This is a genomic window from Microbacterium neimengense (genome assembly GCF_054782995.1).
Genome location: NZ_BAAGRK010000003.1, coordinates 352946 through 377679, shown reverse-complemented (window position 1 = coordinate 377679; position 24734 = coordinate 352946). Strand labels below are relative to the sequence as shown.

Genomic DNA, 24734 nt, shown 5'->3' with positions numbered 1-24734 from the left:
GGATGGGGGAATGGTCCGGCTCCTGCTCATTCTGGCGCTGGTTGCCGTCGTCTTCTGGGTTTACACAGTCGTGGACTGCGCGGTGCAACCGGCCTCGCGCCACCGCGGCGTGAGCAAGGGCACGTGGATCGTCATCGTCATCCTGCTGCCGGTCGTCGGCGGCATCCTGTGGTTCGTGACCGGGCGCGCGCGCAAGAACGCGGCACCGGTGCGGCGGGCGCCGGACGACGATCCGGACTTCCTCCGCACGATCGGCTCCATCAGCGACCAGGACGAGCGCATCCGCCGTCTGGAAGCGGAGCTCGCACAGCTCGACTCCGACGACGACACGCCCCGCTCGCCGGAGGCGCCGGGGCATCCCGCGCCGCGTCGGCCCGACGAGGACGAGCCGCGCTGAGATGACGACGCCCGAAGACGCCGGCCGCGCGCCGGCGACGGATGCGGCTGCGGCGCTGCTCGCGCGGCTGATGGAGCGTGGTGTCGCGCACATCGTGGTGAGCCCCGGCTCCAGGTCGCAGGCGCTCGCGCTGGTCGCCGCCGCCGCCGAGACGTCGGGGCGCGTGCGCGTGCACGTCCGCATCGACGAACGGGTCGCGGGGTTCACCGCCCTCGGGATCGGGCGGGAATCCGGTGTCCCGGCCGCCGTGGTGTGCACGTCGGGGACCGCCGTCGCGAACCTCATGCCGGCAGCCCTCGAGGCGCATCACGCCGGCGTTCCGCTCCTGCTGCTCACCGCGGACCGCCCGCCGGAGCTGCGCGGCGTCGGCGCGAACCAGACCACGCGGCAACCGGGGCTTTTTCAACCGGCGACGCGTCTCGATATCGACGCCCCGGTGCCCGACGCGATCGACGCCGACGGTTCCTCCGAGCAGAGTCGGATGTTCCGCCGGCTCGCCGATGATGCCTTCGACGCCGCTCTCGGCGCCGGCACCCGCCCCGCGGGGCCCGTGCACGTCAATCTGCCCTTCCGTGAGCCGCTGGCGGGTGCTCTTCCCGCGTGGTTCGCCGTCTCCGGCGCCGATGAACTCTCCGCCGCGCAGGAGGAGGAGCGCGCATCCGGAGCGCTCTATCAGGGCGGCGGGGGGATCGGCGAGTCTGACATTCCCGAGGAGCCCGGAGCCGCTCCGCTGCTGCTGACGCAGGGGCCGCGCACGGTCGTGATCGCGGGGGCGGATGCGGGAGCCGATGCCGAACGCGTCTCGCACGAGGGCGGCTGGCCGCTCATCGCGGAGATCGTCAGCGGGGCCAGGTTCGGTCGCCTGCTCGTGCACGGCTACCGGCAGGCGCTGTCCGACCCCGAGCTCGGGGGACGCGTCGAGCGTGCCGTCGTGTGGGGGCATCCGACGCTGAGCCGTGAGGTCGCCGCTCTACTGCGTCGCGACGACGTCGAGGTCATCGCGATCCGCGGCCCTGGCGAGCCGTTGAACCTCAACGGTCGCACCACCGCCGTCGACGCGGTCGCCGTGGCGCCCGGCGACGCCGACCGCGCGTGGCTGGGGGAGTGGATGCGCGCCTCCCGCGCCGCATCGGTCGATCTCTCGCCGCCCGCGCCCGATGCGGACGGACTCGCCTCCGCCGTCCCGCGCGAGCGGCTCTCGGCGGTCTCGGCCGAACTCGACGTGCTGCGCGCCCCGCTCGATCGAGCGGCGCTCGTCGATGCCGTGTGGCGCGCGAGTTGGCCCCACGACCGGCTGTTCTTCGGGTCCTCCCGACTTGTCCGCGTCGCCGATCAGGTGCTGGGCGGCAAGAAGGTTCCGGTGCACGCGAACCGCGGGCTCGCCGGCATCGACGGCACGGTCGCGACCGCGACGGGCGTGGCGATCGCGAGCCAGGACGAAGGGCGCCCGGGCGTGACCCGCGTGCTGCTGGGGGATCTCGCCCTCCTGCACGACGTCGGCGCGCTGCTGCTGCCGGCGGCCGAGGCGGAGCCGCGTATCCAGGTGATCGTGGGCAACGACGGCGGCGGCACGATCTTCGACGGACTCGAAGTCGCGAGCGTCGCGGATGCGGCCGCGATCGACCGGGTGCAGTACACGCCGCAGTCGGTGCGACTGGAGCATCTCGCTCTCGCCTACGGCTGGGAGTACCGCCGGATCACGACGCGGGCCGCGCTCGACCAGGCGCTCACCTCGCCCGCAGGCGGCCGACAGCTCATCGAGGTGCCGCTGGAGCGCTGAGCGCTCAGGCCAGAGCTTCGACGATCGGGCGGAACTTCACGCGCGTCTCGAGCAGTTCGGACTCGGGATCGCTGGCCGCCACGATGCCCGCACCGGCATAGGCGGTGAGGGAGACGTCGCCGCCCGAGTCCGGGGCGTCGAACTGTGCGCACCGCAGAGCGATGGCCCACTCGCCGTCGCCTGCCTGGTCGATCCATCCCACGGGGCCCGCGTAGCGGCCTCGGTCGAAGGGCTCCAAGCGGCGGATCACATCGAGCGCCGCCTGCGTCGGGGTGCCGGCGACGGCGGCCGTCGGATGCAGCGCCGCGACCAGATCCAAGGCGGATGCCCTGTCGGAGAGGGCGCCCTCGACGTCGGTCGCCAGGTGCCAGACGTTCGGCAGCTTGAGAGTGAACGGCTGCTCGCTCGAGCGCAGGGCACGGGTGTGCGGATCGAGCGCGGCCAGAACGCTGCGCACCGCGAACTGATGCTCGTCCTGATCCTTGGTGCTCGTGGCGAGGGCGAGGGCGGCCGCCGCATCCGCATCCGGATCCGCGCCGCGTGCCGTCGTACCCGCGAGCACGCGGGCGGTGACGGTGCCCTGCTCGACGGTCACGAGGGTCTCGGGGCTGGCGCCGATCAGCCCGTCGACGGCGAAGGCCCACGTGTCGGGGTAGCCGGATGCGAGGGCGCGCACGAGGCGGCGCAGGTCGGAGCCGGCGGGCACGGTGCCCGCGAGGTCTCGCGCGAGGACGACCTTGCTGACCTCGCCCGCTGCGATTGCCTCGACGGCCTCGCGCACCGAGGCGATGTAGCCGGCGGGATGCTGCCGGCCAGGTCCCAGGGTGGCGGACCAGTGAGCGCCGTAGGGCGTCGCCACGGGGGCCATGGCCGCCTCGTCGCTCCAGCGGATGCGGGTGAGCCAGGAACGTCCGTCGCGGCGTCCGATCACGACGGGAGGAACGAGCAGGGCGCCCGGCCTGTCGGAGCGGCGATCGAAGGGCAGGGCGCCGAAGGCGACGAGACCCGTGCCGGGGATCTCGAGCGGGTCGTCCACGACCGCGGCGGAGGCCAGCTCTCGCCAGCGGTCGGCGCGCGCGTCGGCGTCGGAGGCGAAGGGGAGCGCGAGCGGCTCGCCGAGACCCACCATGCCCTCGCCCCGGCGCTGCCACACGAGAGGGCGCGCGGGGTCTGTGAAGGCCAGCAGATCGTCGATCGGGTCGATCTCGCGGGTCTCGACGAGCAGCCGAGGACGCGAGGCACGAATCACCCTGCCAGCCTAGACTCGCCGCGCTCGAGGAAGGCCCAGCGAGAGGGGTGCGAACTCACGGCTTAGGCTGGGGGCGTGAGTGAGAGCCCCGACCAGCACCGCGCCGACCTCGGCAAGGATCCGGGCCGTGTCAGCGGCATGTTCGACGAGGTCGCCGCCGGCTACGACCGCACCAACACGGTGCTCAGCCTCGGCAACGACCGACTCTGGCGCGTCGCGGCCACCCGCGCGATCGCACCGCGCGCCGGGCAGCGCATCCTCGACCTCGCCGCCGGCACTGGCGCGAGCGCGGTGGCCCTGGCCCGCAGCGGCGCCGAGGTCGTCGCCGCCGACTTCTCACCGGGCATGATCGCCCAGGGCGTCAGGCGCCACGGGCACATCATGAACCTCACCTTCCAGGAGGCGGACGCCACCGCGCTCCCGTTCGAGGACGCCTCGTTCGATACCGTCACGATCTCCTTCGGACTGCGCAATGTGAACGACCCGCACGCGGCGCTCGCCGAGATGCGCCGCGTGACCAAGCCCGGTGGTCGGCTCGTCGTCTGCGAGTTCTCGCACCCGCCGCACCCGCTGTTCGCCGGCCTCTATCGCTTCTACAACGACCGCGTCCTGCCGATCGTCGCCCGCCGCCTCAGCTCGAACGCGGACGCCTACGACTACCTCAACGAGTCGATCAAAGACTGGCCCGACCAGCGCACGCTCAGCGGCTGGATCCGGGATGCCGGCTGGGTCGACGTCGCGCACCGCGACCTCACGTTCGGCATCGTGGCGCTGCATCGCGCGCGTGCGCCGTTCCCCGATCCCGCAGCGAACTGACGGCTCACAGCGGGTCGAGCGTCTCCGGCCCGCGGGTAGGCTAGAGGAGTGACACGGAGCCCCTCTGCGCCTGGCGCGCACCTCGCGAACAGACTCGGCCTCGCCGATCGTGTCTTCGCCGGTCCCGTCTCCCGCCGACTGCAGAAGACCGTCGAAGACGGTCTGGCCAAGGTCGAGGCCCACCTCGCCGACGAGCTGCACGTGGCCGACGCGCTCGCCGACGCCACCAGTCGTTACCTCTACGAGGCCGGCGGCAAGCGTGTGCGTCCGATGCTGACGGTGCTCACCGCGCAGTTGGGCGACGGCGTCAACGAGCAGGTCATCGACGCCGCATCCGCTCTCGAGCTGACCCATCTCGGTTCGCTCTATCACGACGACGTCATGGACGGTGCGGACGTGCGCCGGGGCGTGCCGGCCGCGCACTCCGTCTGGGGCAACAGCGTCGCCATCCTGACCGGAGACCTGCTCTTCTCCCGCGCGAGCCAGATCATGTCGCGCCTGGGCGACAAGGCCATGAAGCTGCAGGCCGATACCTTCGAGCGGCTCGTTCTCGGGCAGATGCACGAGACGGTCGGGCTGCAGGCGGGCGACGACCCCGTCGACTTCTACCTGCAGGTGCTGAGCGACAAGACGGGCTCGCTGATCGCGGCCTCGGCGCAGGCCGGCGTCCTCTTCTCGCACGCACCGCTCGCCTACGAACTGCCGCTGCTGACCTTCGGCGAGAAGGTCGGCGTCGCCTTCCAGCTGCTCGACGACGTCATCGACCTCTCCGCGGATGCGGCAGAGACCGGCAAGGTCCCCGGCACGGACCTGCGCGCGGGCGTGCCCACCATGCCGTATCTGTTGCTCGGACGCCTCGACGATGCGGCATCCGTCGACCTGCTCTCGCGCATCGACGCCGGCGTGGCCCAGATCGCCGACGGTGCCGACCCGGCGCTGCTGGACGACCCGCTGGCCGAACTGCGCGAGCATACCGCCACCGAGCAGACCCTGGCGCTCGCGCACGAATGGTCGGACGCGGCGGTCGCTGCTTTGGAGCCGCTCCCGCGCGGTGCGGTGCGTGAGGCGCTGACGCGTTTCGCCGACGCCGTCGCCGATCGCAGCAGCTGATCTCCGCGCCTGCGAACCAGAGCGCTCGAGGCGTCGCCACCGACGCCGCCGTACCCCTCGAAAGGACTCCCATGACCAAGCTCCGGCTGGCCATCGTCGGCGCAGGGCCCGCGGGCATCTACGCGGCCGACATCCTGCTGAAGGCCGAGCGGGCGTTCGATGTGTCGATCGACCTGTTCGAGCACCTGCCCGCTCCCTACGGACTCGTGCGCTACGGCGTCGCCCCCGACCACCCCCGCATCAAGGGCGTGATCACCGCCCTGCGCGACGTGCTCGACCGCGGCGACATCCGTCTGTTCGGCAACGTGCGCTTCGGTGAGGACATCACCCTCGACGACCTGAAGAAGCACTACAACGCGGTGATCTTCGCGACCGGCGCGATCCGCGATGCGGACCTCGACATCCCCGGCATCGACGCGGAGGGCTCCTACGGCGCCGCGGACTTCGTGAGCTGGTTCGACGGACACCCCGACGTGCCGCGCACCTGGCCGCTGGATGCCAGCTCGGTCGCCGTCATCGGCAACGGCAACGTCGCCCTCGACATCACGCGCATGCTCGCCAAGCACGCCGTCGATCTGCTGCCGACCGAGATCCCGGAGAACGTGCACGCCGGGCTCGAGGCCTCCACGATCACCGATGTCCACGTGTTCGGGCGCCGCGGTCCCGCCCAGGTGAAGTTCACGCCGCTCGAACTGCGCGAGCTCGGCGAGCTGCGCGACGTCGACATGGTCGTCTACGACGAGGACTTCGACTACGACGAGGCGTCGCTCGCCGCGATCGCGAGCAACAAGCAGGTCAAGGTCATCGACCGCGTTCTGCAGGAATGGCGCACCCGCCCGGGCGCGAACGGTGCCGGCGGCGAGGCGTCCCGCCGCCTTCACCTGCACTTCTGGGCCAAGCCCGTCGAGGTCAAGAAGGATGCGGCGGGCCGCGTCGCGGCGCTGGTCTACGAGCGCACGCGTCCCGACGGCGAAGGCGGCGTCGCAGGCACGGGGGAGCTGCGCGAGGTCCCGATCCAGCAGCTGTACCGCGCCGTCGGTTACTTCGGCTCACCGCTTCCCGGCGTCCCGTTCGACGAGCGCCACGGTGTCATCCCGAACCACGAGGGCCAGGTGCTGCACCCCGACTCGAACGAGGTCGTCCCCGGCGTCTATGCGACGGGCTGGATCAAGCGCGGACCGGTCGGCCTGATCGGACACACCAAGTCCGACGCGATGGAGACGGTGCGCCACCTCATCAACGGTCAGGCCTCGTGGTGGCAGCCCGAGGACGCCACTGCGGAGGCTATCCCCGCTCTGCTCGCCGAGCGCGGTGTGCGCTGGACCGACCTCGAGGGCTGGCACCGGCTCGATGAGCACGAGATCGCCCTCGGTGCTCCCGCCGAGCGGGCCCGCGTCAAGGTCGTGCCGCGCGACGAGATGGTGGCGATCTCGCGCGGCGAGTGAGCTCGCGACCGATCGGTCGCTTCCCGGAGGTGCGTCGCTAGGCTGACGGCATGAGCGCCTGGGTCCCCGACATCCTCGGGCCAGGGTTCGTGCAGCAGACCCTGCCGCTGGATCTTCCCGCGGACGACGGACCGCTGGTGGCGACGCTCGTGCGGCACCTGCCGCATCCGCTCGGACGGCTGGTCGCACCGCTGCGCGATGTGGACGTGCTGTACGTCCACGGCTGGTCGGACTACTTCTTCCAGACCGAGCTGGCCCAGTTCTGGACTCGGCTCGGGGCGCACTTCTATGCCCTCGACCTGCACCGGTACGGCCGGAGCCTGCGCGAGGGGCAGGTGCCCGGCTACGCCGACAGCCTCGACGAGTACGACGCCGACATCGCCGCGGCGCTCGCCGCGATGGGGCCGCGCGGCAACAGGCGTCTCGTGCTGCTCGGACATTCCACGGGCGGGCTGACGCTGTCGCTGTGGTCCGCGCGCCATCCGGGGACCGCATCCGCGCTCGTGCTCAACAGTCCCTGGCTGGAGTTCCAGATCGGCTCGTTCGGGCGCCAGGCGATCGCGCCCCTCATCCAGGCTCGAGCCCGCGTGCAGCCCCGCGGTGCGCAGCCGGTCGTGGACCTCGGGTTCTACACGCGCGCGCAGACCGAGCTCGGCGTGCTGCCGACCCCGGGCTACCGCGAGCAGTGGCGCCCCGCACAGGGGTTCGCGACCCACCCCGGATGGTTGCACGCCGTCCTGGAGGGGCACGCGCGCATTGCCGCGGGCGTGGATGTGGGAGCGCCCGCTTTCGTCCTGCTTTCGGCGCGGTCGTCGTCGCCGATCCGCTGGAGCGAACAGATGACCTCGACCGACTCCGTGCTGGTGGTCGACGACATCGCGCGCGCCGCGCTGAAGCTCGGCCCGCTCGTGACGATCGCGCGCATCCAGGGGGCCGTGCACGACGTCTTCCTGTCCGCGCCCGAGCCTCGCCGCCGGGCGTATGCGGCGCTCGAACAGTGGGCGCGCGCACGCTTCCACTGATGTTTGGGAAGCCGAAAAGCTGACAATCGTGTCGTGGAGTTGAGTTCGGTTTTCCGAAATCGGCAGGCTGGATGACGCGGGCGATCGCCCCGCATCCTCCCGCCATCACACCAGGAGCGTCATGTCGTTCTGGGCATTGCCTCTGCTCGCCGTCGGCGTCTCCGCCGATGCCTTCGCGGTCGCCCTCGGCAAGGGCCTGCAGCTGCGCTCGCAGATCGTTCGAAACGCCCTCGTGCTGGCGCTCGCCTTCGGGCTCGCGCAGGCGCTCATGCCGCTGCTCGGATACCTCCTCGGAAGCGCCTTCGCCGCGTTCATCGAGCCGTTCGATCACTGGGTCGCTTTCGCGCTGCTCGCCGCGGTCGGCGTCAAGATGCTCTGGGAAGCGTTGACGCCCGACAAGGAGGGCGCCGAAGCCGGAAGCTCCCGCCTCTCGACGCGCGAGACGATCCTGCTCGCCGTGGCCACGTCCATCGACGCTCTCGCGGTGGGGCTGAGCTTCGCGTTCCTCAACTTCCCGGTGTGGATCGCGGTCATCGCGATCGGCGTCGTGACGTTCGTGCTGTCGTTCGCCGCGGTGCTCATCGGGCACCGCATCGGTACCCGCTTCCGTCGCCCGGCGGAGATCGTGGGCGGCCTGGTGCTCATCGGCATCGGCACGCAGATCCTGATCTCGCACCTCACCGCCTGACGGATTCGCACACGTCCCGTCATAGAAACGGGGCGACACGGGGCGCGCGTTCATCGTGGGCGCTTGGCTGGAGAACATGCAGCGTCGAACCTCCCTCTCCCTCGGGCTTGCCGCCGTCCTCCTCTCCGCCGGGGCGGTGCTCAGTGCATGTAGTGCCCCCGTGGCGCCCGCCGCCCCTTCCGCGGCCGTCTCCTTCGCCGAGGTCGAGGCGATGAGTGCCACCGAGGCGATCGACGCGTTGGAGGCGATCCCTGTCGCCGATCGGGCGACCGATTACTCCGCATCGGTGCGCCCAGACGCGCTGCTGCTCACCGCGGGGGACGGCCGCGAGGTCGATAAGCCGTTGCCCGAGGATTCGTTCCACCTATCGGTGGCCCCGTACGAGGTCTCGACGCACGAGTGCTTCTTCCACAACCTGACGAGCTGCCGTGGCGAGCTCGCGGGACGCACGTTCGAGGTGACCGTGGTCGACGACGCCGGCGCCACGATCCTCGATGAAACTCTCGTGGCGGCGGACAACGGATTCTTCGGCTTCTGGCTGCCTCGCGGCATCGAGGCAACGCTGACCGTACGCACCGGAGATGAGGTCGCCGTCTCGTCCATCGCGACCGGACCCGAGGACCCGACCTGTCTCACCGACCTGAAACTGCAGGCCTGAGCGCACCAAGAAGAAAGCCCCTCCCGCGAAGGGGAGGGGCTACACGACACGACATCGCGCTTCACACGACGACGATGACCCGAACATCCCCGGCGCGCGGTGTTGCTTGTGACCAGGCTTTCACCCCATGACGTTCCTCGGCGGAATGTGAAACGACTCTCATGACGTTCTCACGCGTGACGTGCGGTCTCCCCTCCGGTTATCAGCGGCGCCTGCTCAGCCTGCTTCCTCCATGCCCGCCTTGCGGCAGGCGCCGAGTGCCTTGCGGGCGCGGGCCACGCGCTGACGTGCAGCGGCCGCGCTCAGTCCCAGCCGCTCGGCGATCTCCGTGCTGGACAGGCCGTCGACGACGCTCAACAGAAGCGGCCGGCGAAGCTCGTCCGGGAGGTCGTTGATGGCTGCCAGTGCGCCGGCCAGCAAGAGCCGCATCTCGACATCGAGGGCGGTGTCGGCGTCATCGCTGCGGTCGTCGGCGAGGGGAACGAGAGGATGCCGGCGTCGTTGTCGGGCGAGGTCGTAGGCCGCGTTCCGGGCTATTGCGTCGAGCCAAGAGCACATCTGGCCGGGCTCGGGCGAGTGGATGCGCTCCACGGCTCGCCACGCGCGCATGACCGCATCCTGCGCGACATCGTCTGCATCGGACGGATCGATGCCCAGCGAGATCGAGCGCCCGCGCAGTCGCTGCGGGTCGGAGCGGATCATCGCCTCGAGGGCGGCATGAGAGCCGGACGAGACGGGTGGCGCTGGCGACATAGCGGTGTTCATTCGATCGAGAGGGTGCCGCAGAATCCTACCGAGGTCGTTGGCGGGCGGGGGCGGTGCGCATCGCCGACCCCGCCCGCTCGCAGTCAGACGGTGCCGAACGGGTTGTCGATCGCGTGTCGCAGAGGAAGACGCCGCAGCCGGCGAGCTGTGACGAGAAAGCTCGTCGGCACTTGCTTACCGGTAGTTGGTGAACTGCAGATCGACGTCGAGGTCGGCGGCCTTGAGAAGACGCTGGACTTCCTGCAGGTCGTCACGGGACTTCGACTGCACGCGCAGCTCGTCGCCCTGGATCTGCGACTTGACACTCTTCGGGCCCTCGTCGCGGATGATCTTCCCGATCTTCTTCGCGATCTCCTGCGAGATGCCTTCCTTCAGCGTCGAGACGATCCGATACTCCTTGCCGCTGGCGGTGGGCTCGCCCGACTCCAGGCTCTTCAGCGAGATGCCGCGCTTGATGAGCTTGGTCTGGAAGACGTCCAGCACCGCGTTCGCCCGGTCTTCGCTGTTGGCCTTGATGAGGATCGACTCGCCGCTCCATTCGATGGAGGCGTCCGTGCCCTTGAAGTCGTAGCGCTGTTCCACTTCCTTACGGGCCTGGTTCAGAGCGTTGTCGGCCTCCTGCCGATCGATCTTGGAAACGATGTCGAACGAGGAATCTGCCATGCCGCGATTCTTCCACGGGCGGATGCGGCCCGCATCCGGGCGCTCGCGCCGATTCGTAGACTTATGTCATGCGGGCTCTGACGGAGGAACAGGTGCGCGAGTCGTTCGTGAACGCCGCGCCGGAGGAGGTGCGGGTGGCCGCCATGCCGCACGATTTCCTGCTCACCGATTGGGACCACCTCGACTTCCTGGCGTGGCGCGACCCGCGGTCGCGCGGCCGGGGTTACCTGGTGACCGAGTCCGAGGGTCGTCCGGCGGGCGTGGTGCTCCGCGCGGCGGAAGGCAACGGCCGCGCGCGGTCGGCGATGTGCAACCTGTGCCACACGATGCAGCCCGGCGATCAGGTCGCGCTGTTCACCGCGCGCCGGGCGGGCGAGGCGGGGGAGACCGGTGACAGTGTGGGAACGTACATGTGCGCTGATCTGTCGTGCCACGAGACCGTGCGGTTGGCGGCCCCCCTCGCGCCGAGCGAGATCCGGGCGAGCGTCGATCGCCGTATCGACGGCACACGCGCACGGGCTGAAGCGTTCGTCGGGCGCGTGAAGGGGGAACGGGTATGACCGCAGCGGGACGGGTCGCAGTGATCGGAGACGCGCTGATCGATGAGTTGCGCGACGACACCGGAGTGCGCGAGTTCGTCGGGGGAGCGGCGCTCAACGTGGCCGTCGGGTTGGCTCGGCTGGGCCTGCCCACCACGCTCATCGCGATGGTCGGTGAGGACGAGCCCGGCGCCCGTATCCGCGCCTACCTCGACGACTTCGGCGTCGAGCTCGTGGCGACGCCGTCGCCGCACGGCTCGTCGCGCGCGGTGAGCACCCGCAACGCCGGCGGGGAACCGGTCTACGTGTTCAACGAGGCGGCCTGGAACCGCCGCATCCACTTCGGCGACGACGAGCGTCGCGTGATCGCGGATGCGGCGATCACGGTCGTCAGCTGCTTCCCGTTCGACGACGCGGCGCAGGCGGCCGAGCTCGCGGATGCGGTGCGCGACGCCGACGGGCTGCTCGCGGTCGACCCGAATCCGCGCGAGGGGATGATGCACGACCGCGCCTCATTCGTCGCGGGCTTCGAAGTGCTCGCCGCGCTCGCCGACCTCGTGAAGGTCGGCGACGATGATGCGGAGCTGCTGTACGCGGCACCGCTGGACACGGTGCGCGACCGGATGCGGGAGCTCGGTGCCGTGGCCGTCCTGACCACGCGCGGCGCGCAGGGTGCGGGCGTCGTCACGGATGCGGTCGCGATCGAACGTCCGATCGCCTCCGTCCCCGGCGTCATCATCGACACGATGGGAGCGGGCGACGCGGTGCTCTCTTCCGCCGTCGCGTCGTTGTTGTCCGAGCATCCGAGCGACGAGGCCGCCTGGGTGACGCTGGTTGACACGGCGATGGAGGTCGCCGCCGCCACCTGTCGTTTCGAGGGTGCGCTGCTGCGGCTGCCCTCCGCGCTGTCGGGGCTCGATCAGGGCTCCTGAGCCGCCGCGCGCGGGCCCGCCGCGGATTTCTGAGTACGTCGGCGAGGGGGTAGTATCGGAGATCGCGCCTCTGCTCGACTGTACAAGCTGGGCAGGTGCGCACTTGGCGAGTTACCCAAGCGGCCAAAGGGATCTGACTGTAAATCAGCCGGCGTAGCCTTCGGGGGTTCGAATCCCTCACTCGCCACCACCAAAGCCGAAAGCCCCCGCCTGGGGGCTTTCGGCTTTTCCATGTTGTACCCGTGTGCGCGGCCTGCTCGCCTGTCACAGATCGACGCGTTGAGCGAGATCTGTGACAGGGGAGCACAGCCTCTCCGTGCGGCGACGGCCGGTTCTCCACGCTGCCCACAACCCTCCTCGGCGGATCGGCGCGGCGTGCCAGGATGAGGGTGCGGGCGAGGGGCGCCCGCGAAGGGAGCCGTGATGTCCGCGCCGCAACCGCCCGTCGCACCGTCCGCTGCACCGACCGCCGAGTCGTCGAGCCCGAACCGCCTCGTGCGGGCGGGCATCTGGGTCGCCATCGGCGCTCTGATCGCCGCGGCGCTCGTGAGCGTGGTCTGGGTGCTCATCGGCTCACAGAACGGGATCGTCGGGCGCGCCTTCCTCACGATCTTCCTGCTCGCCGCCTTCGCCGGCGTCGCGATCCTCGACGCTCACCTCGCCCCGCGGCGCCCCGGATGGTTCGTCCTGACGAGCATGATCGCGTGGGTGCTGATCCTCATCGTCGGTGCCTTCCTCATCTGGATGCCGGAGCGGCCCTCGCTCGACGCGTACCGCTACGGCGACGGGCTCACCAGCTTCACCCGGTTCTTCTCGTTCCTGATGATCGTGCTGATCGTCCAGCTCGCGGTGCTGCACGTGCGGCTGTACACCAAGGCGATCGTGCGCGTGCCCACTCTGTTCAACCGCATCGTCGGATACGTGACCGTCGGGCTCGTGGCAGCCCTCGTTGTGCTGCTCGTGCTGCCGCTGACGATCCAGGAATGGGTCGACTTCTACGACGTCTACTGGCGCATCGTCGTCGCCGTGACCATCCTGGCCGCCGTCGGCACCGCACTGGTCCCGCTGGTCAACCTGCTGTTCGGCCCCAAGACGCCCCGGCCCCAGGCGGTGCCTCCGACCTGGCCGGTCGCCGCCCCTCAGGCCTGGCCCACGTACGCCGACCGCGTCACGCCGTTGCCCGTCCTTCCCGACGGCTCGCCCGACTGGCAGGCGTACTACACGGGATACCCCACGGGTTGGCACCAGGCGCCGCCGGCCGTTTCGCCCACGGCGGAGGCGGCGTATGGCGCCCAGCCGCCCGCATCCGCATCGCCCGTCACGCCGTCGGAGCCGCCCGCGGCCCCGGGCTACGAGGGCTTCCCTCCCCCGCCGCCGCTGCCCCCGCGCTGAGCAGTCATACCTCGCCGCCCAGTGCTGCGTTCCGGCCCGAGCGCTCGCTCAGGTGACGCTCCCGTGTCAGCCCGGCAGCAGCGCGAGCGCGGCCATCGCCGCGTTGTGACCGCCCAGACCGCTGACGGCGCCGCCCCGCGCGGCGCTGGATCCGCAGCGGAGGATGCGGGAATGTGCCGTGTCGACGCCCCACGCCTCGGCGGGGGAGGTCGCATCCGTCTCGTCCTCGCGCCACGGCCACGACAGCGGACCGTGGAAGATGTCGCCGCCGGTCATGCCGAGCGACTCCTCGAGGTCCGCGGTGGTGCGCGCTTCGATGCAGGGCGCCCCGGTCGGGGTCCCCCAGATGCAATCGGCGAGAGGCTCGGCGAGCACGGACTCGAGTGAGCGTTCTGCTGCCGCCAGCAGCGTGGCGCGCATCGCTTCGGGGTCCGCGCCGTTCAGGAGCCGGTGCGGTACCTGAAGGCCGAAGAGAGTGAGCGTCTGCGCGCCCGCCTCCTGCAGCTCCGGTCCCAGGATCGAGGGATCGGTGAGCGAGTGGCAGTAGATCTCTGCCGGGAGCGGGTCGGGGATGCGGCCGGCGACCGCCTCCGTGTACGCGGTGTTGAGCTGCGTCATCGTCTCGTTCACGTGGAACGTGCCGGCGAACGCCGCCGCCGGTGCGACGTGGCGATCGTGCAGTCGGGGGAGCCGGCGCAGGAGCATGTTGACCTTGACCTGCGCGCCCTCCGGTTCCGGCCGTTGCGGGACGTCGGCCCCCGCCGCTGCGAGCAGGTGATCGAGCACGGCCGGTCCGACGGCGGAGAGTATGAGTCGACCGGTGACGACGCCCGCATCCTTCCCGCCGTAGCGAACCTCGCCGTCGGGACTCACACTCGTGACCGGGGCGCGGGTGCGGATCTCGGCGCCGGCGTTCCGCGCGGCACGGTCGAGCTCCGCGCTGACCTGTCCCATCCCGCCGACCGGGACGTCCCAGTCGCCCGTGCCGCCGCCGATCACGTGGTACAGGAAGCAGCGGTTCTGCCCCAGCGACGGATCGTCGGCGTGCGAGAACGTGCCGATGAGCCCGTCGGTGAGCGCGATGCCGCGGACGAGGTCGCTCTCCAGGCTGTCGCGCAGCAGTGTGCCCAGCGGCCGGGCCGTGATCGCGTCCCACAGCGCGTCGTCGCCGAGCGCCCTGCGCAGAGCGGATGCGGTGGGCAGCGGTTCGGTCATGGAAGGGAAGACCGTGCGCGCGAGCGGCGCGACCCGCGCGTCGAGGCTCCGGTAGCGATCCGACTCGGCGGTGCTGCCCGTCGCGCGGCGGAAGCTCGCGTCCGTCGCCTGGGCGTCGCGGGTGTCGACCAGCACGCCGCGCGCCGGGTCGGCGGGATCGGGCGTGTACGAGGAGTAGCGTCGGCGCCGCAGGGTGAGCCGCAGCCCGAGGTCGTCGACGATGCGGGCGGGCAGCAGGCTCACGAGGTAGGAGTATCGCGACAGTCGTGCCGAGACGCCGGCCCACGGGGACTCGGAGACGGCCGCGCCGCCGGTGTGATCGAGTCGCTCCAGCACCACGACCGAACGGCCGGCACGGGCGAGGTAGGCGGCGGCGACGAGGGCGTTGTGGCCCCCACCGACGATCACGACGTCATGGGTCGGTGCGATGACGGTCATGCCGCCACGCTAACGGCCATTCGTCGCCCGACGCGAGGGTAGCGTGGGAGCATGCCTTCCGCTCTGGATCTGCAATCGCTCGCCATCGAGGTCGCGAAGGAGGCGGGAGCGCTCGCCGCCCGGCGGCGCCGCGAGGGCGTGCAGATCGCCGCGACGAAGTCCGCGCTGGCGGACATCGTGACCGACGCCGACCGCGAGGTCGAGCAGCTGGTGCGCGAGCGTCTCGCAGCGGCGCGCCCCGACGACGGCTTCCTCGGCGAAGAGGGCGGCGTGGCCACATCCGCCTCGGGGATCAGCTGGGTCGTGGATCCGATCGACGGCACCGTCAACTACGCCTACGGCATTCCGGCATACGCCGTGAGCATCGCCGCGGTGTCGGGGGAGCCCGACCCGCAGGAGTGGGAGGCGCTGGCGGGGGCCGTCTACAATCCCGCCGTCGACGAACTCTTCACCGCGGCGCGGGGCGAAGGTGCGCGTCTCGTCTCTTCGATCGAGGGGGAGCGGACGCTGCGCGTCGCCGAGCCGTCGGATGCGGGTGCGCTGCTGGCCACGGGATTCGGGTACGACCCGGCGACGCACGCGCCCGCGCTCGAGCGGCTTGGCCGCGTCATGCCGCTCGCGCGTGACCTGCGCCGCATCGGCGCGGCCTCGCTGGATCTGACCGGCGTCGCGGCCGGCCGCATCGACGGTTACTACGAGAAGGGCCTATGGCCGTGGGACCACGCGGCCGGTGCCCTCATCGTCGCCGAGGCCGGCGGCGTCGTGGCGGGACTCGGTGGCAAGCGCGCCGATCGAGAGATGACGGTCGCGGCAGCACCGGGACTCTTCGCTGCGCTGCTCGCCCGCCTCGAAGACTGATGCGTGCGCATGGCATTCTCAGGCTCCGGGTTGTAGTGTTTACCTATTCGTTATCTTCGTCGCCCGAACGAGGATGAGCACCTCCTTCCGTTTTCCCTGTCGCTGCCCGTGCGACCGAGACCGAGGCTGACTACGTTTTGACCCCCCTAGATCCCCAGGCGGAGACCGCTCCCACGCGACGCTCCGGCCGGAACCGCACTGCTGAGGCGGCTTCTTCGGGGACCTCGGATGCGGTCGCTCCGCGCACTCGCGCACAGCTTCGCGCGCGCCAGGCGGCGGTGCGCCCCGCGCCGGTCTGGTCGGCGCAGCGCGTCGAGACCGACGTCGCCAGTTCGGCACCCGCCGCCGAGCCCGAACTTGTGCTCGAGGTGGTGCCGGAGCCCGTCGCGGCCGCCGATGTCACGCTGTCCGTGCCCGCGGCACCGGTCGCTGCCGCCGAGGTGACGCTGTCGGTATCGGAGCCTGAGGCGTCCGTCGCCGAGGCGCCGCTGACCCGTCGCCGCGCGCGTTCGCTCGCCCAGACCTCCGCCGCCGCAGCGACGCCGATCGACGTCGCCCTGGACGCCATCGACGACGAGCCGGTCGCTCTGCCCGTCGTGGACACCGTGTCGGTCGTTTCGGAGATCGAGGCCAGTCCTGCCGAGCTCCCCGTCGGGGATGTCGCGGTAGATCTCGACGACGAGGCGCGTGTGTTCGCCGACGCGGTTCTCGCCGACGAGGCCGAAGCGCACGCGATCGCCGACGAGTTCGAGGCCGCTGCGCGGTTGTTCTCCTTCACGGGTGAGACGCCGATCCAGGTCGCCGCGGCCGCGATCGACGAGGAGCCCGTGGCGGCGCAGGACCTCGCCGAGCCGGCTCCCGTAAAGCGTCGCCGGTTCAGCGGCGCGGCGTTCAAGCGTGCGACCGCCGCATCCGCCACGGTCGGTGCGATGGGAATCGTCGGACTCCTGGCGATCGGCATGACGACGCCCGCAGAGGCGGTCTCGGGTGCGGGCAACTCCGCCGCCGCATCCGTGTCGATCGCGACCGGTGCGAAAGCCGGCACCTCCAGCGCGCTGTCGAGCGACGAGATTCAGGCCTACGTCGCTCCGGCGGACGCGCAGGTCAGCGCCCTGGATCGCAGCGACTACTCCACGGCATCGACCGCGGAGCTCGCCGCTGAGTCGGGCATCACGCACTACTCGAACTTCTTCACAAATAACGCGAACAGCCCGATCCAGTGGCCGTTCAAGGTGGGCGTCTCCATCAGCTACGGCTTCGGGATGCGCGACGGCACGATGCACGAGGGCCTGGACTTCACACCGGGCGAGGGCGCCGAGATCCAGGCTGTGGCCGACGGCGTCGTGCGCACCGCGACGGAGAGCGGCGGCGGCTACGGCGTGATGATCATCATCGATCACGTCATCGACGGCAAGCTCGTCTCCACCCGCTACGGCCACATGCAGTACGGCTCGTTGCAGGTGAAGACCGGCGACACCGTGAAGGTCGGCCAGTTCATCGGTCGTGTGGGCGACACCGGGCACTCGTTCGGCGCCCACCTGCACTTCGAGGTGCTCGACAATGGCACGACGGCGATCGACCCGCTGCCGTGGCTGCGGCAGCACGCCGGCGGCTGACCGGCCGTGTTTCGTCGGGGCCCTCGGCTCTGATATTCTTTTCTGGTTGCCCGGATTGCTCCGGGCAGCGCCCCGATAGCTCAGTGGCAGAGCACTTCCATGGTAAGGAAGGGGTCGTCAGTTCAATCCTGACTCGGGGCTCGCAGCATCCGGTGGTCCGCCGCCGGAACGTCGCGGCAGGGTAGCTCAGTTGGTGAGAGCGCACGACTCATAATCGTGAGGTCGCGGGTTCAAGCCCCGCTCCTGCTACCAAGTTGGTCTTATTAGAACCATTGACCTGAAAATAACGGCCATGGTCTCCCTTATCGAAATCCTCGGCGGATACGCCGGGGATCTTTTTGATTGACGGCTCACTGAGCGCCCCAGGCTCGCTGGCGTGGCGCGCGAGGCGTTGGATGGCCTCGTTGCCGGCCGTGCGCTCGCCTTGCAGCGACACGTCGGTCTCGGTGATCTCGGCGTACATCCGGCTGAAGAGGGCGTGTAGCAGTTCTCGGCGGGCGGGGTCGGGCAGTCCCCTGTAGATCGCTCCGGGATCACGGAGCAGGTCGATCGCAGCGCGCACGCGTTCTGCGCCGACGCGGAGGCTCTGGTCGCTCCGGATCAGCCGTTCTTCGACGACTCCCTTTTGAAGCATGAGTTGTTGCAGCTTTTCGCGGAGCCGGGGGACGGGGAGGTCGCCGTCCGCGAGGGCGTCGACGAGGCGTGCTTCTTGTTGAGTGAGCTTGGTCAGTTGTCGGGTAAGCGCTTCTTTCGCTTGCCGGTCGATCGTTTGGAGGTCGTCCATCGCGGCGCTGATGCCCGCGTTGATCCAGTCGAGCGTCGTGGGAGGAACTCCTTCGAGGGCGACCTGCGTGGCGACGGCGTCTTCGAGTTCTTCAGCACGGATACCTTGCATGTCGCATTGGCCTTTGAGCTTGGCGGAGCAAGTGAAGTACTCGTAGGTGCCGCCGTTGCCGGTGCTCTGGCTGTAGACCAGACGGCTCTCTCGGCCTTGCGCATGACAGCGGGTGCAGTAGATCATTCCCTTGAGGTAGTGGAAATGCACACGGTCCCGGTCGCCGGTGCGGTTGCGGCTGGCGAGGATCGCTTTGACCTCGAGATACAGCTCTTTCGAGATGAGGGGCTGGTGCCGCCCCGGGTAGAGCTTGCCCTTGTAGCGGATGACGCCGGTGTAGTAAGGATCGCCGAGGATGACTCCGAGCGCGCTCGTAGAGAGCGGTCGTGAACGGTAGGTGCGCGACGGTCGGGTGACCAGGCCCTGCTCCTCTAGCGCAGCAGCCAGCTGTGCGACGGAGTACTCGCCGGTCGCGTACTCGTGGAAGGCCCAGATGATGCCCGCAATCAGTCCAAACGCGCGGGCTACAAGAATGGGCCCGCGACCGCGGGCATCATTGTCGGTGCCATACTCACAGGGATCAGCCTGATCGTTGTAGTGATCTCGATCGTCGCCGCCGGGCTCATTATGGGTGGCGGCGCGGGGAACGCGACCTCGAACGTGGTGGGGGCCTGCCTGAACTCCCCGTCCGGATCTATACCCCTTAGCAGGGCGCCGCGGGTCGACTGCTCCCAGCCTCACGACTACGAGATCTACAAGGTCTGGGACTTTCCCGCGGAGGACTACCCCGGCGACGAGGCCGTAACACCCGTCGTCGACGACACTTGTCGTACGTCCTTCGAAACCTTCGTCGGGATCTCGCACTCGAGCTCAACACTTGCGTACTCCTACGAAGCACCGAGCGGTGGGGCATCGCAGGACGCGAATCACCGAGCCTACTGCTTCATCAGCGACCCGGCCGGTCAAGTCTCAGGATCCCTGGCGGGCAGCAGGCGATGAGATGCTTCCCGCCAGCGATCGCCCAGCAGGTTGTCGAGGCATACGAAGCTAGCCGCTGAGGGTGGTGATCGGTCGAGTCAAGGCGACCGGGATGAGCCCATGGATGCGGAGAGGCGCCTCCATCTCGATCCGTCAGAGTTCTCTCGGCACCTCGGCATGTAGAACGGGCCACTTAACAATGGAGCTGAGGTTGCTTGCGTTAGTAAGTGCAACGCGATCCGTTGTCTCGAAGCACCACCCCTATGTAGAGTTGGCGCATGCGGCGTACTGACTCACTCGTAGCGCTGGCGGTCGCGCTCATGAGGTCTCCCTCGTCTGAGCACTACGGGTTCCAACTGAGCCGTGACGCTGGCCTTCGTTCAGGGGTCTTGTATCCGCTGCTGCAGCGGCTACTCAACGAAGGGTGGCTGACCGATGGATGGGAACATATCGACCCTCGCATTGCCAAGCGCCCCGCGCGCCGATACTACCGATTGACCGAGCTCGGAGCGATTGAGCTGGGTGCCATCGCTGCAACTGAACCGTCGCCTCCTGTGAGCGCCCCGTCTCGACGACTGGGCTTCGCATGAAGGACTACTTGACAGCTCCGGGGGCCTTGCTCGTTGGTGTGATCATCGGCCTGGTGGTCTTCGGCGTGATGCCGGTCCTGGCCGCAAAGTTGATGTCGCTAGCCTTCCCGAAGGACGACCCTCGCAGGCCCGAGATGGCCGCAGAGGTGTACAGCGTGCCGCGGTGGGAGCGCCCGGTATGGGTTGGTGAACAGGTGGGGCGAATCTTCATCGAGGCCGTGCCCGCTCGCATGTCTCTTCGCTTTCGCTTCGTTCGCAGGTTGCCTGACCAAAGGCTGGAGACGCAACGGTGGGAACTAAGAGGAGCCGGCGGCGAAGACGATCCGTGGAACCACGTGAGCGCGGGGCAGATCGCGTTCATAAAGTACCAGTACGGGACTCAACAGTGGTTCAAGATCTCGGTCGAGAAGGTGACCCGCACGCGGATCTACGGCGTCGTACTCGACCCGGATGAGCGTACAGATCTTCGCGCCGGCGCGAAGGTGAAGGTTCCGGTTCACGCCCTTGGATTCGCGACCACGCAGACTGAACTCGATGAGATCGACGCATGGCTTCGCTCCCATCGTCCGCCCCCGTAACAGTCGTGTGCGGATATCTATCCGACAGCGTCACATCCTAGGATTTCGTGTGCCTCCGACCATGCTGGGGGCTGCAGCAGATCATTGACGCCAGCGCCACGTAGCATCGATAGTGATCTCACACGGATCAAGGGGGATCGAATGGCAAACCACGGATGGTTCATCGTCATGAAATCAAGTGACGGCCAGTTTTACTTCAACCTCGAGGCTCCGAACGATGAAGTGATCGCCACGTCGGAGCGGTACACCACAAAACAGAAGGCCCTTGAGGGTATTACCTCCGTGAAGCGGTGGGCGCCGGGTGCGACGACCATTGATGTGGCCTCCCAGTCCTGACCTCCAACGCGGGGTGCGCGGCGCATCCGGGGGGCACTTCGTTCTCCACACACCGAATGCCTAGCCAACGGAAGAACGCGGTGAGGCTGTATGAGGACGGTGAGACCATCGACACCATCGCCGCGAAGTTAGGTGCGAGCTATGGTGGGGGCCGTGAGGCGCTCGTTGGTCCTGAAGTCGCGCTCCGCTCGCCCGGGCGGAGACATTCGAGTTAGCTCGTGCTGGCTACGAGGTTGACCCAGACGTGCCGAAGATCGATGGGGCTGGCGACAGCGCGTTGATGCGAAGAGTTGAGCCACGTCCCAGTCGGAGTGGCGGCCTCATCGAGCAGCTTGTGCTCTGCACCCATGTCCGGGTGTGAGTGCACGTATCCGTTAACCCGATCTCGCAGCGTGCTGACGTCCAGTCGCTCTTGGATGTAACCGACCATCATCCCTTGCCCCTCCCTGGCAGCGTACCGAGCACTGACGAAGCGAGACATGCCGTTGTAAACGTATTCCCTAGCGAGATTGCCGGAGCAAGACAGCCGCTTGGCTTCGATTATGAGCTCTCGGTCACCTACACGGATACGTAGGTCTGGGCGAACCGCGGTGGTCACCGACTCTGTGCCATCCCACATCGCCGGCGTCAGCGTGACATTCTCGATCCCCACCTCGAGGACGCGAAAGCGCGCGTCCGAGCGCCGTGCTTCATGGAGCCACCGGTACAACTGTCCAGTGCAATTCGCCTCCAGGTGATCGAATGTCGCCCAATTGTTAAACGCCCACCTCGACAAAGCCTCAGCGAACATGTCGTTCACCAGCGTGGGCAGTCTTCGTGCCGCCAGCGCAGAGATGCCAACGGAAATATGACCGACGACCCGGTCAAACGCCTGCTCAAGCATCTTCGTGGGGGGTGAGGAGGGCGCTGAAGATGTCCGCCGCATCGAGTGCTGCGGTACTAGCAGTCCAGACCGTACGTCGGTTCGGCTTCACCAGATGAACCACCTCGTCGTCGAGGATCACCGCATGCGGCTCGACGATCGTGGCAGAGGACAACGCCTCGTTGAGTACTGCGCTGTCATCTTGAACAAGGCGCTCGACCGTGTAGGAAGCAGACCCTGGTTGTCCTTGCTCGTGGGTGCACGTTACCCGAGCGAAGTCTTGGCGACGCTCGGCGAGCTGGACGCACCAATTGCCCATGGCGAACCGGTCCATGTGCATCTTGAGAGCTGATGCGTACTCAGCAAACTCCCTGTGGTTGGGCGGCTGGTAAGCAGTCGAGGTCGGCCCGCCTTGAAGCTCCAACAATCGAACATGAAGCGCATCGGAGAGAAGTTGTCGCTCCTCTGCGTTGAGTCCGTACGCTTCCTCAACTGTGCGGTCCCGCTCCGCTCTCCATTCTTCTTCCGCCGCGCCTTCTGAAGCCCTTCGCGTGATCTCGGCCAGCCTGGACACCGTGCTGTGATCCAACTCAGGCAAAGGAAGACCGAGCCACTCCTTTAGGTGGAGCTGTTCGCGTTCGACGCCCCATGAGCTGGACGTCATGAAGTACCAGTACTTCGCCACGGACGAGTCCAGAATGGCCGCGACCGCCGCAAGGAGGCTGGTGTCCTCGCTTGGGCCTGCTATGGCAGCGAGGCCGTCGGCGAAGCTCACGTCATCGGGGACAAAGGAGGAGACGGGAGTCTTGGCGAAGCCCTTGCGCATGAGCACGTGCGGCGCGAGATAGATCTGCCTGCTGCGCGGACTATGCATGACGGTGTTAGTGACCGGAGGTTGGAACGTGGTTGGACGTCGCATCGCGCGAAGATCGCCCGTCCTCAACACTGGCAGATCGTGCAGGTGTTCCGCAGAAACCTCCCTACCTCCACGGATCTGATACCCGGCACCGTTCGCCCACTTACGCTGCTTCACAAGGTCCCAGAGCGTATGAAAACCCTCGCGAAGATAGGAAACAAGCGCAACGTCCTGCGCTCCCCCCCACAGCAACGTCTTCCAAATCGAAGAGTCCGAACACGCCTTCGCCCGCGAGACCCGCTGGATGTTCTGCTGCGGGATAACGATGCCGTCGACAATCTCAGAGATCGGTGTGCGGCGAGGTGAGACATGAAGCAACTGGGGCCGCGGCTCCGCCGTTTGGGGCCCGTAGATGGTGACCACTGCGGGGCTGGAGGCGCCGAATAGTGTTCGCCTTAAAGGCGAGAGGTCGATGACCGTGTGCACATCGAGGCTGGTAAAAAACTCCAACCTAAAGCGATTTGCGGTGGCGCTTTGGTTGTGTAGAAGCGTCTTCGAGGGCAGCACAAGTCCCGCCAACCCGCCAGGCGCAAGCATCTCGGCGGTTTTCCAGATGAATGCGGCTGCGATCTGCTTATCGGGGACCTCATATGTCTGATCGAGGAGGTAGCGATCTGCAGCCGGCGTGAGTGCGCTCTGCCACGGAGGGTTGCCTGCGATGACATCGAATCGCCGGGTGGACAACGGATTCTTCTCGAAGAAGTCCGAAACGATTAGGTTACGGTCGACTAGCTGTGGAAGACGTACAGTGCGCCAGATTGTTCGAGGGTCGACATGCTCGAGCAGGGCCAGGTAGAGCCCGAACGCGGTGACTCCGATGGCGTCCGCGTTCCGGTCGATTCCGAAGATCGAACTCTTGAGGAGTTCGCTGAGTTCCTCGTAGCTGGGCGGCACGTGGGTATGGTCTGTGCGCTGACGCACAAGCCGGCGGAACGCTTCGGTGAGGAAGATCCCTGATCCGCAGGCTGGGTCGAGGATGGTTGGGGGCGTCTCGTGTCCTAGCCGGGCCGGGAGCAGCTCGTCGAGAACCAGATCGACCACCTTCCGGGGTGTGTAGTAGGCCGCGTCATGTTTCTGCTGGTCCACGAGGAGCTGTTCATAGATCGAGCTGAGAAACTCAGCCGGGATAATCGAAAAGTCGTAACCCCAGAGCGACGTCTGCCCCGTATCGAGGCTGCTCCCCTGGAAGAACTGGGCTAGAACGTTTAACGCCGCCGCCGGTAGCGGGCGGCTTAGCGCATCAGTACGGAAGACGTCACCGCTGAAGTGGTCGGACATGGCCGCGAAGAAGGAGGAGACCTTGTCCCAACCGCCCGCCAGAGCGCGCGCGAACGAGTCGGGCTGACCTAATTCGCGAAGCTCTCGCGGCCCGAGAATCTGCCGGTCCTCCAGGTATCGGACAAAGATCGACCGTCCGAGAAGCGGCTCGATCTCGTTCGGTCGCACGCCGGCGGAGAGGAGACTCTTCCGCAGGAACCTAAGGTTGCGTAGAAGCGACTGGTCCACCCGGTCATTGCCCAGACGTCGGTTCGCGGTCAGCCTCCCAGACTCGACGCTGAACCTCGTGAAGTCCTCCAGCACTTGGGCCGTGGTTCCCACGCCTGCCCTGGCCAGGAGGGCTGCGTCAGGGTTCGTGGCTGTCTGCGCAACGTTGCACGTGAAGGCGAGGACCTCGTCAGGGGTGGCTGCGATGAGGATAGGAACTCGCCCATAGTTCCAGAGTCGGCCCTGCACTTCATGAGCTTGATCGCGCGTGTCCGTGGCCACGAAGGCAACTACGGGAACCGCGCCCCGGAAATATGCCGCTGTGACCCCGCACTTGCCGCTGAGGTCCGTCCAGATGGGCTCCCGCGGCCCGCCACCAACTGGGCCGGAGACGTACCCACGCCCGTCTCGATACCCAAGTTCGTCGACGAGCTCGTCCAGTACTGTGTGGCTTGCCATTCTGTGCTTCCGTAGTCTCGTGCGGGTTCGAGCTCAGAATACGTCTGATCTCAGACTGGGCCTTGTTCGGCAGAGTCCGTTCAGCGTTTCGGATGCTGCTGGAAGCGATAGT

At 68.1% G+C, this 24734-nt stretch carries 25 protein-coding genes and 3 tRNA genes; 21 read left to right on the top strand and 7 right to left on the bottom strand.

Annotation, left to right across the window (positions count from 1 at the left end):
- Positions 1-10 precede the first annotated feature (10 nt).
- Both ACYVJS_RS04435 and menD read left to right on the top strand, forming a co-directional pair.
- Positions 11-397, top strand: a complete 387-nt coding sequence (locus ACYVJS_RS04435; protein ID WP_460738152.1) for a PLDc N-terminal domain-containing protein — start codon at positions 11-13, stop codon at positions 395-397.
- Between the two features lies 1 nt (position 398).
- The gene (gene menD, locus ACYVJS_RS04430; RefSeq protein ID WP_460738149.1) at positions 399-2177 is read left to right on the top strand and encodes a 2-succinyl-5-enolpyruvyl-6-hydroxy-3-cyclohexene-1-carboxylic-acid synthase; all 1779 of its coding nucleotides are present in this window, start codon (positions 399-401) and stop codon (positions 2175-2177) included.
- A 4-nt stretch (positions 2178-2181) separates the two neighbouring features.
- On the opposite strand, the gene ACYVJS_RS04425 is transcribed toward menD, so the two are convergent.
- Entirely contained in the window at positions 2182-3423 is a 1242-nt protein-coding gene (locus ACYVJS_RS04425; RefSeq protein ID WP_460739863.1) for an isochorismate synthase, read from the bottom strand.
- A 141-nt stretch (positions 3424-3564) separates the two neighbouring features.
- Here ACYVJS_RS04425 and ACYVJS_RS04420 point away from each other — a divergent pair, with 141 nt between their 5' ends.
- The 6 genes from ACYVJS_RS04420 to ACYVJS_RS04395 all read left to right on the top strand — a co-directional run bounded on the left by ACYVJS_RS04420 (position 3565) and on the right by ACYVJS_RS04395 (position 9165).
- Entirely contained in the window at positions 3565-4242 is a 678-nt protein-coding gene (locus tag ACYVJS_RS04420; RefSeq protein ID WP_460739861.1) for a class I SAM-dependent methyltransferase, read from the top strand.
- Between the two features lie 48 nt (positions 4243-4290).
- Complete coding sequence (locus tag ACYVJS_RS04415; protein WP_460738147.1) at positions 4291-5352, top strand: polyprenyl synthetase family protein; 1062 nt, start codon at positions 4291-4293, stop codon at positions 5350-5352.
- 71 nt (positions 5353-5423) lie between these two features.
- Positions 5424-6797 carry an FAD-dependent oxidoreductase gene (locus ACYVJS_RS04410; RefSeq protein ID WP_460738145.1) on the top strand — a complete coding sequence of 458 codons (1374 nt, stop codon included), beginning with the start codon at positions 5424-5426 and terminating at the stop codon, positions 6795-6797.
- 50 nt (positions 6798-6847) lie between these two features.
- Positions 6848-7819 (top strand): alpha/beta hydrolase, encoded by a 972-nt coding sequence (locus tag ACYVJS_RS04405; protein WP_460738143.1) that lies wholly within the window; start codon positions 6848-6850, stop codon positions 7817-7819.
- 121 nt (positions 7820-7940) lie between these two features.
- Positions 7941-8507 carry a manganese efflux pump MntP gene (locus ACYVJS_RS04400; protein WP_460738141.1) on the top strand — a complete coding sequence of 189 codons (567 nt, stop codon included), beginning with the start codon at positions 7941-7943 and terminating at the stop codon, positions 8505-8507.
- Positions 8508-8583: 76 nt separating this feature from the next.
- Positions 8584-9165, top strand: coding sequence for a CueP family metal-binding protein (locus ACYVJS_RS04395; RefSeq protein WP_460738139.1), 582 nt, complete (start codon positions 8584-8586; stop codon positions 9163-9165).
- Positions 9166-9381: 216 nt separating this feature from the next.
- Here ACYVJS_RS04395 and ACYVJS_RS04390 read toward each other — a convergent pair whose 3' ends face one another.
- Together ACYVJS_RS04390 and ACYVJS_RS04385 are read right to left on the bottom strand one after the other, a co-directional pair.
- Complete coding sequence (locus tag ACYVJS_RS04390) at positions 9382-9918, bottom strand: RNA polymerase sigma factor (RefSeq protein WP_460738137.1); 537 nt, start codon at positions 9916-9918, stop codon at positions 9382-9384.
- Between the two features lie 186 nt (positions 9919-10104).
- Complete coding sequence (locus ACYVJS_RS04385; protein ID WP_137417904.1) at positions 10105-10593, bottom strand: YajQ family cyclic di-GMP-binding protein; 489 nt, start codon at positions 10591-10593, stop codon at positions 10105-10107.
- A 68-nt stretch (positions 10594-10661) separates the two neighbouring features.
- On the opposite strand from ACYVJS_RS04385, the gene ACYVJS_RS04380 reads away from it, so the two are divergent.
- The 4 genes from ACYVJS_RS04380 to ACYVJS_RS04365 all read left to right on the top strand — a co-directional run bounded on the left by ACYVJS_RS04380 (position 10662) and on the right by ACYVJS_RS04365 (position 13456).
- Positions 10662-11153: an FBP domain-containing protein gene (locus tag ACYVJS_RS04380; RefSeq protein ID WP_460738135.1), complete on the top strand. Its 492-nt coding sequence runs from the start codon at positions 10662-10664 to the stop codon at positions 11151-11153.
- Positions 11150-12064, top strand: coding sequence for a PfkB family carbohydrate kinase (locus ACYVJS_RS04375; RefSeq protein WP_460738133.1), 915 nt, complete (start codon positions 11150-11152; stop codon positions 12062-12064). Before ACYVJS_RS04380 ends, ACYVJS_RS04375 begins: the two co-directional genes overlap by 4 nt.
- Positions 12065-12169: 105 nt before the next feature.
- Positions 12170-12254: transfer RNA gene (locus tag ACYVJS_RS04370), tRNA-Tyr, on the top strand.
- A gap of 233 nt (positions 12255-12487) precedes the next feature.
- Positions 12488-13456 (top strand): hypothetical protein, encoded by a 969-nt coding sequence (locus tag ACYVJS_RS04365; RefSeq protein WP_460738132.1) that lies wholly within the window; start codon positions 12488-12490, stop codon positions 13454-13456.
- A gap of 66 nt (positions 13457-13522) precedes the next feature.
- On the opposite strand, the gene ACYVJS_RS04360 is transcribed toward ACYVJS_RS04365, so the two are convergent.
- Positions 13523-15109, bottom strand: a complete 1587-nt coding sequence (locus ACYVJS_RS04360; RefSeq protein ID WP_460738131.1) for a phytoene desaturase family protein — start codon at positions 15107-15109, stop codon at positions 13523-13525.
- 51 nt (positions 15110-15160) lie between these two features.
- Here ACYVJS_RS04360 and ACYVJS_RS04355 point away from each other — a divergent pair, with 51 nt between their 5' ends.
- The 4 genes from ACYVJS_RS04355 (at position 15161) to ACYVJS_RS04340 (ending at position 17835) form a co-directional block, all read left to right on the top strand.
- Entirely contained in the window at positions 15161-15967 is an 807-nt protein-coding gene (locus ACYVJS_RS04355; RefSeq protein WP_460738130.1) for an inositol monophosphatase family protein, read from the top strand.
- A 278-nt stretch (positions 15968-16245) separates the two neighbouring features.
- A complete protein-coding gene (locus tag ACYVJS_RS04350; RefSeq protein ID WP_460738128.1) occupies positions 16246-17583 on the top strand; it encodes a M23 family metallopeptidase in 1338 nt (445 codons plus the stop codon).
- A gap of 69 nt (positions 17584-17652) precedes the next feature.
- Positions 17653-17724 (top strand) — tRNA-Thr (locus ACYVJS_RS04345).
- Positions 17725-17758: 34 nt separating this feature from the next.
- Positions 17759-17835, top strand: a tRNA-Met gene (locus ACYVJS_RS04340).
- Here the strand turns inward: ACYVJS_RS04340 and ACYVJS_RS04335 are convergent.
- A complete protein-coding gene (locus ACYVJS_RS04335; RefSeq protein ID WP_460739860.1) occupies positions 17792-19159 on the bottom strand; it encodes a recombinase family protein in 1368 nt (455 codons plus the stop codon). The genes ACYVJS_RS04340 and ACYVJS_RS04335 overlap by 44 nt on opposite strands.
- On the opposite strand from ACYVJS_RS04335, the gene ACYVJS_RS04330 reads away from it, so the two are divergent.
- The 5 genes from ACYVJS_RS04330 (at position 19046) to ACYVJS_RS04310 (ending at position 21115) form a co-directional block, all read left to right on the top strand.
- On the top strand, positions 19046-19417 hold the full coding sequence (locus ACYVJS_RS04330; protein WP_460739859.1) for a septum formation family protein: 372 nt from the start codon (positions 19046-19048) through the stop codon (positions 19415-19417). The genes ACYVJS_RS04335 and ACYVJS_RS04330 overlap by 114 nt on opposite strands.
- Before the next feature lie 257 nt (positions 19418-19674).
- On the top strand, positions 19675-19986 hold the full coding sequence (locus ACYVJS_RS04325) for a PadR family transcriptional regulator (protein ID WP_460738125.1): 312 nt from the start codon (positions 19675-19677) through the stop codon (positions 19984-19986).
- Positions 19983-20564, top strand: coding sequence for a hypothetical protein (locus ACYVJS_RS04320; RefSeq protein WP_460738123.1), 582 nt, complete (start codon positions 19983-19985; stop codon positions 20562-20564). The genes ACYVJS_RS04325 and ACYVJS_RS04320 overlap by 4 nt, the downstream gene beginning before the upstream one ends.
- A 141-nt stretch (positions 20565-20705) precedes the next feature.
- On the top strand, positions 20706-20900 hold the full coding sequence (locus ACYVJS_RS04315; RefSeq protein WP_460738121.1) for a YegP family protein: 195 nt from the start codon (positions 20706-20708) through the stop codon (positions 20898-20900).
- Between the two features lie 56 nt (positions 20901-20956).
- A complete protein-coding gene (locus ACYVJS_RS04310) occupies positions 20957-21115 on the top strand; it encodes a helix-turn-helix domain-containing protein (protein WP_460738119.1) in 159 nt (52 codons plus the stop codon).
- On the opposite strand, the gene ACYVJS_RS04305 is transcribed toward ACYVJS_RS04310, so the two are convergent.
- Both ACYVJS_RS04305 and ACYVJS_RS04300 read right to left on the bottom strand, forming a co-directional pair.
- Positions 21112-21783: a hypothetical protein gene (locus ACYVJS_RS04305; protein WP_460738117.1), complete on the bottom strand. Its 672-nt coding sequence runs from the start codon at positions 21781-21783 to the stop codon at positions 21112-21114. The two genes, ACYVJS_RS04310 and ACYVJS_RS04305, sit on opposite strands and share 4 nt — an antisense overlap.
- Positions 21776-24622: an HsdM family class I SAM-dependent methyltransferase gene (locus tag ACYVJS_RS04300; RefSeq protein ID WP_460738115.1), complete on the bottom strand. Its 2847-nt coding sequence runs from the start codon at positions 24620-24622 to the stop codon at positions 21776-21778. Before ACYVJS_RS04300 ends, ACYVJS_RS04305 begins: the two co-directional genes overlap by 8 nt.
- Positions 24623-24734: the final 112 nt, after the last annotated feature.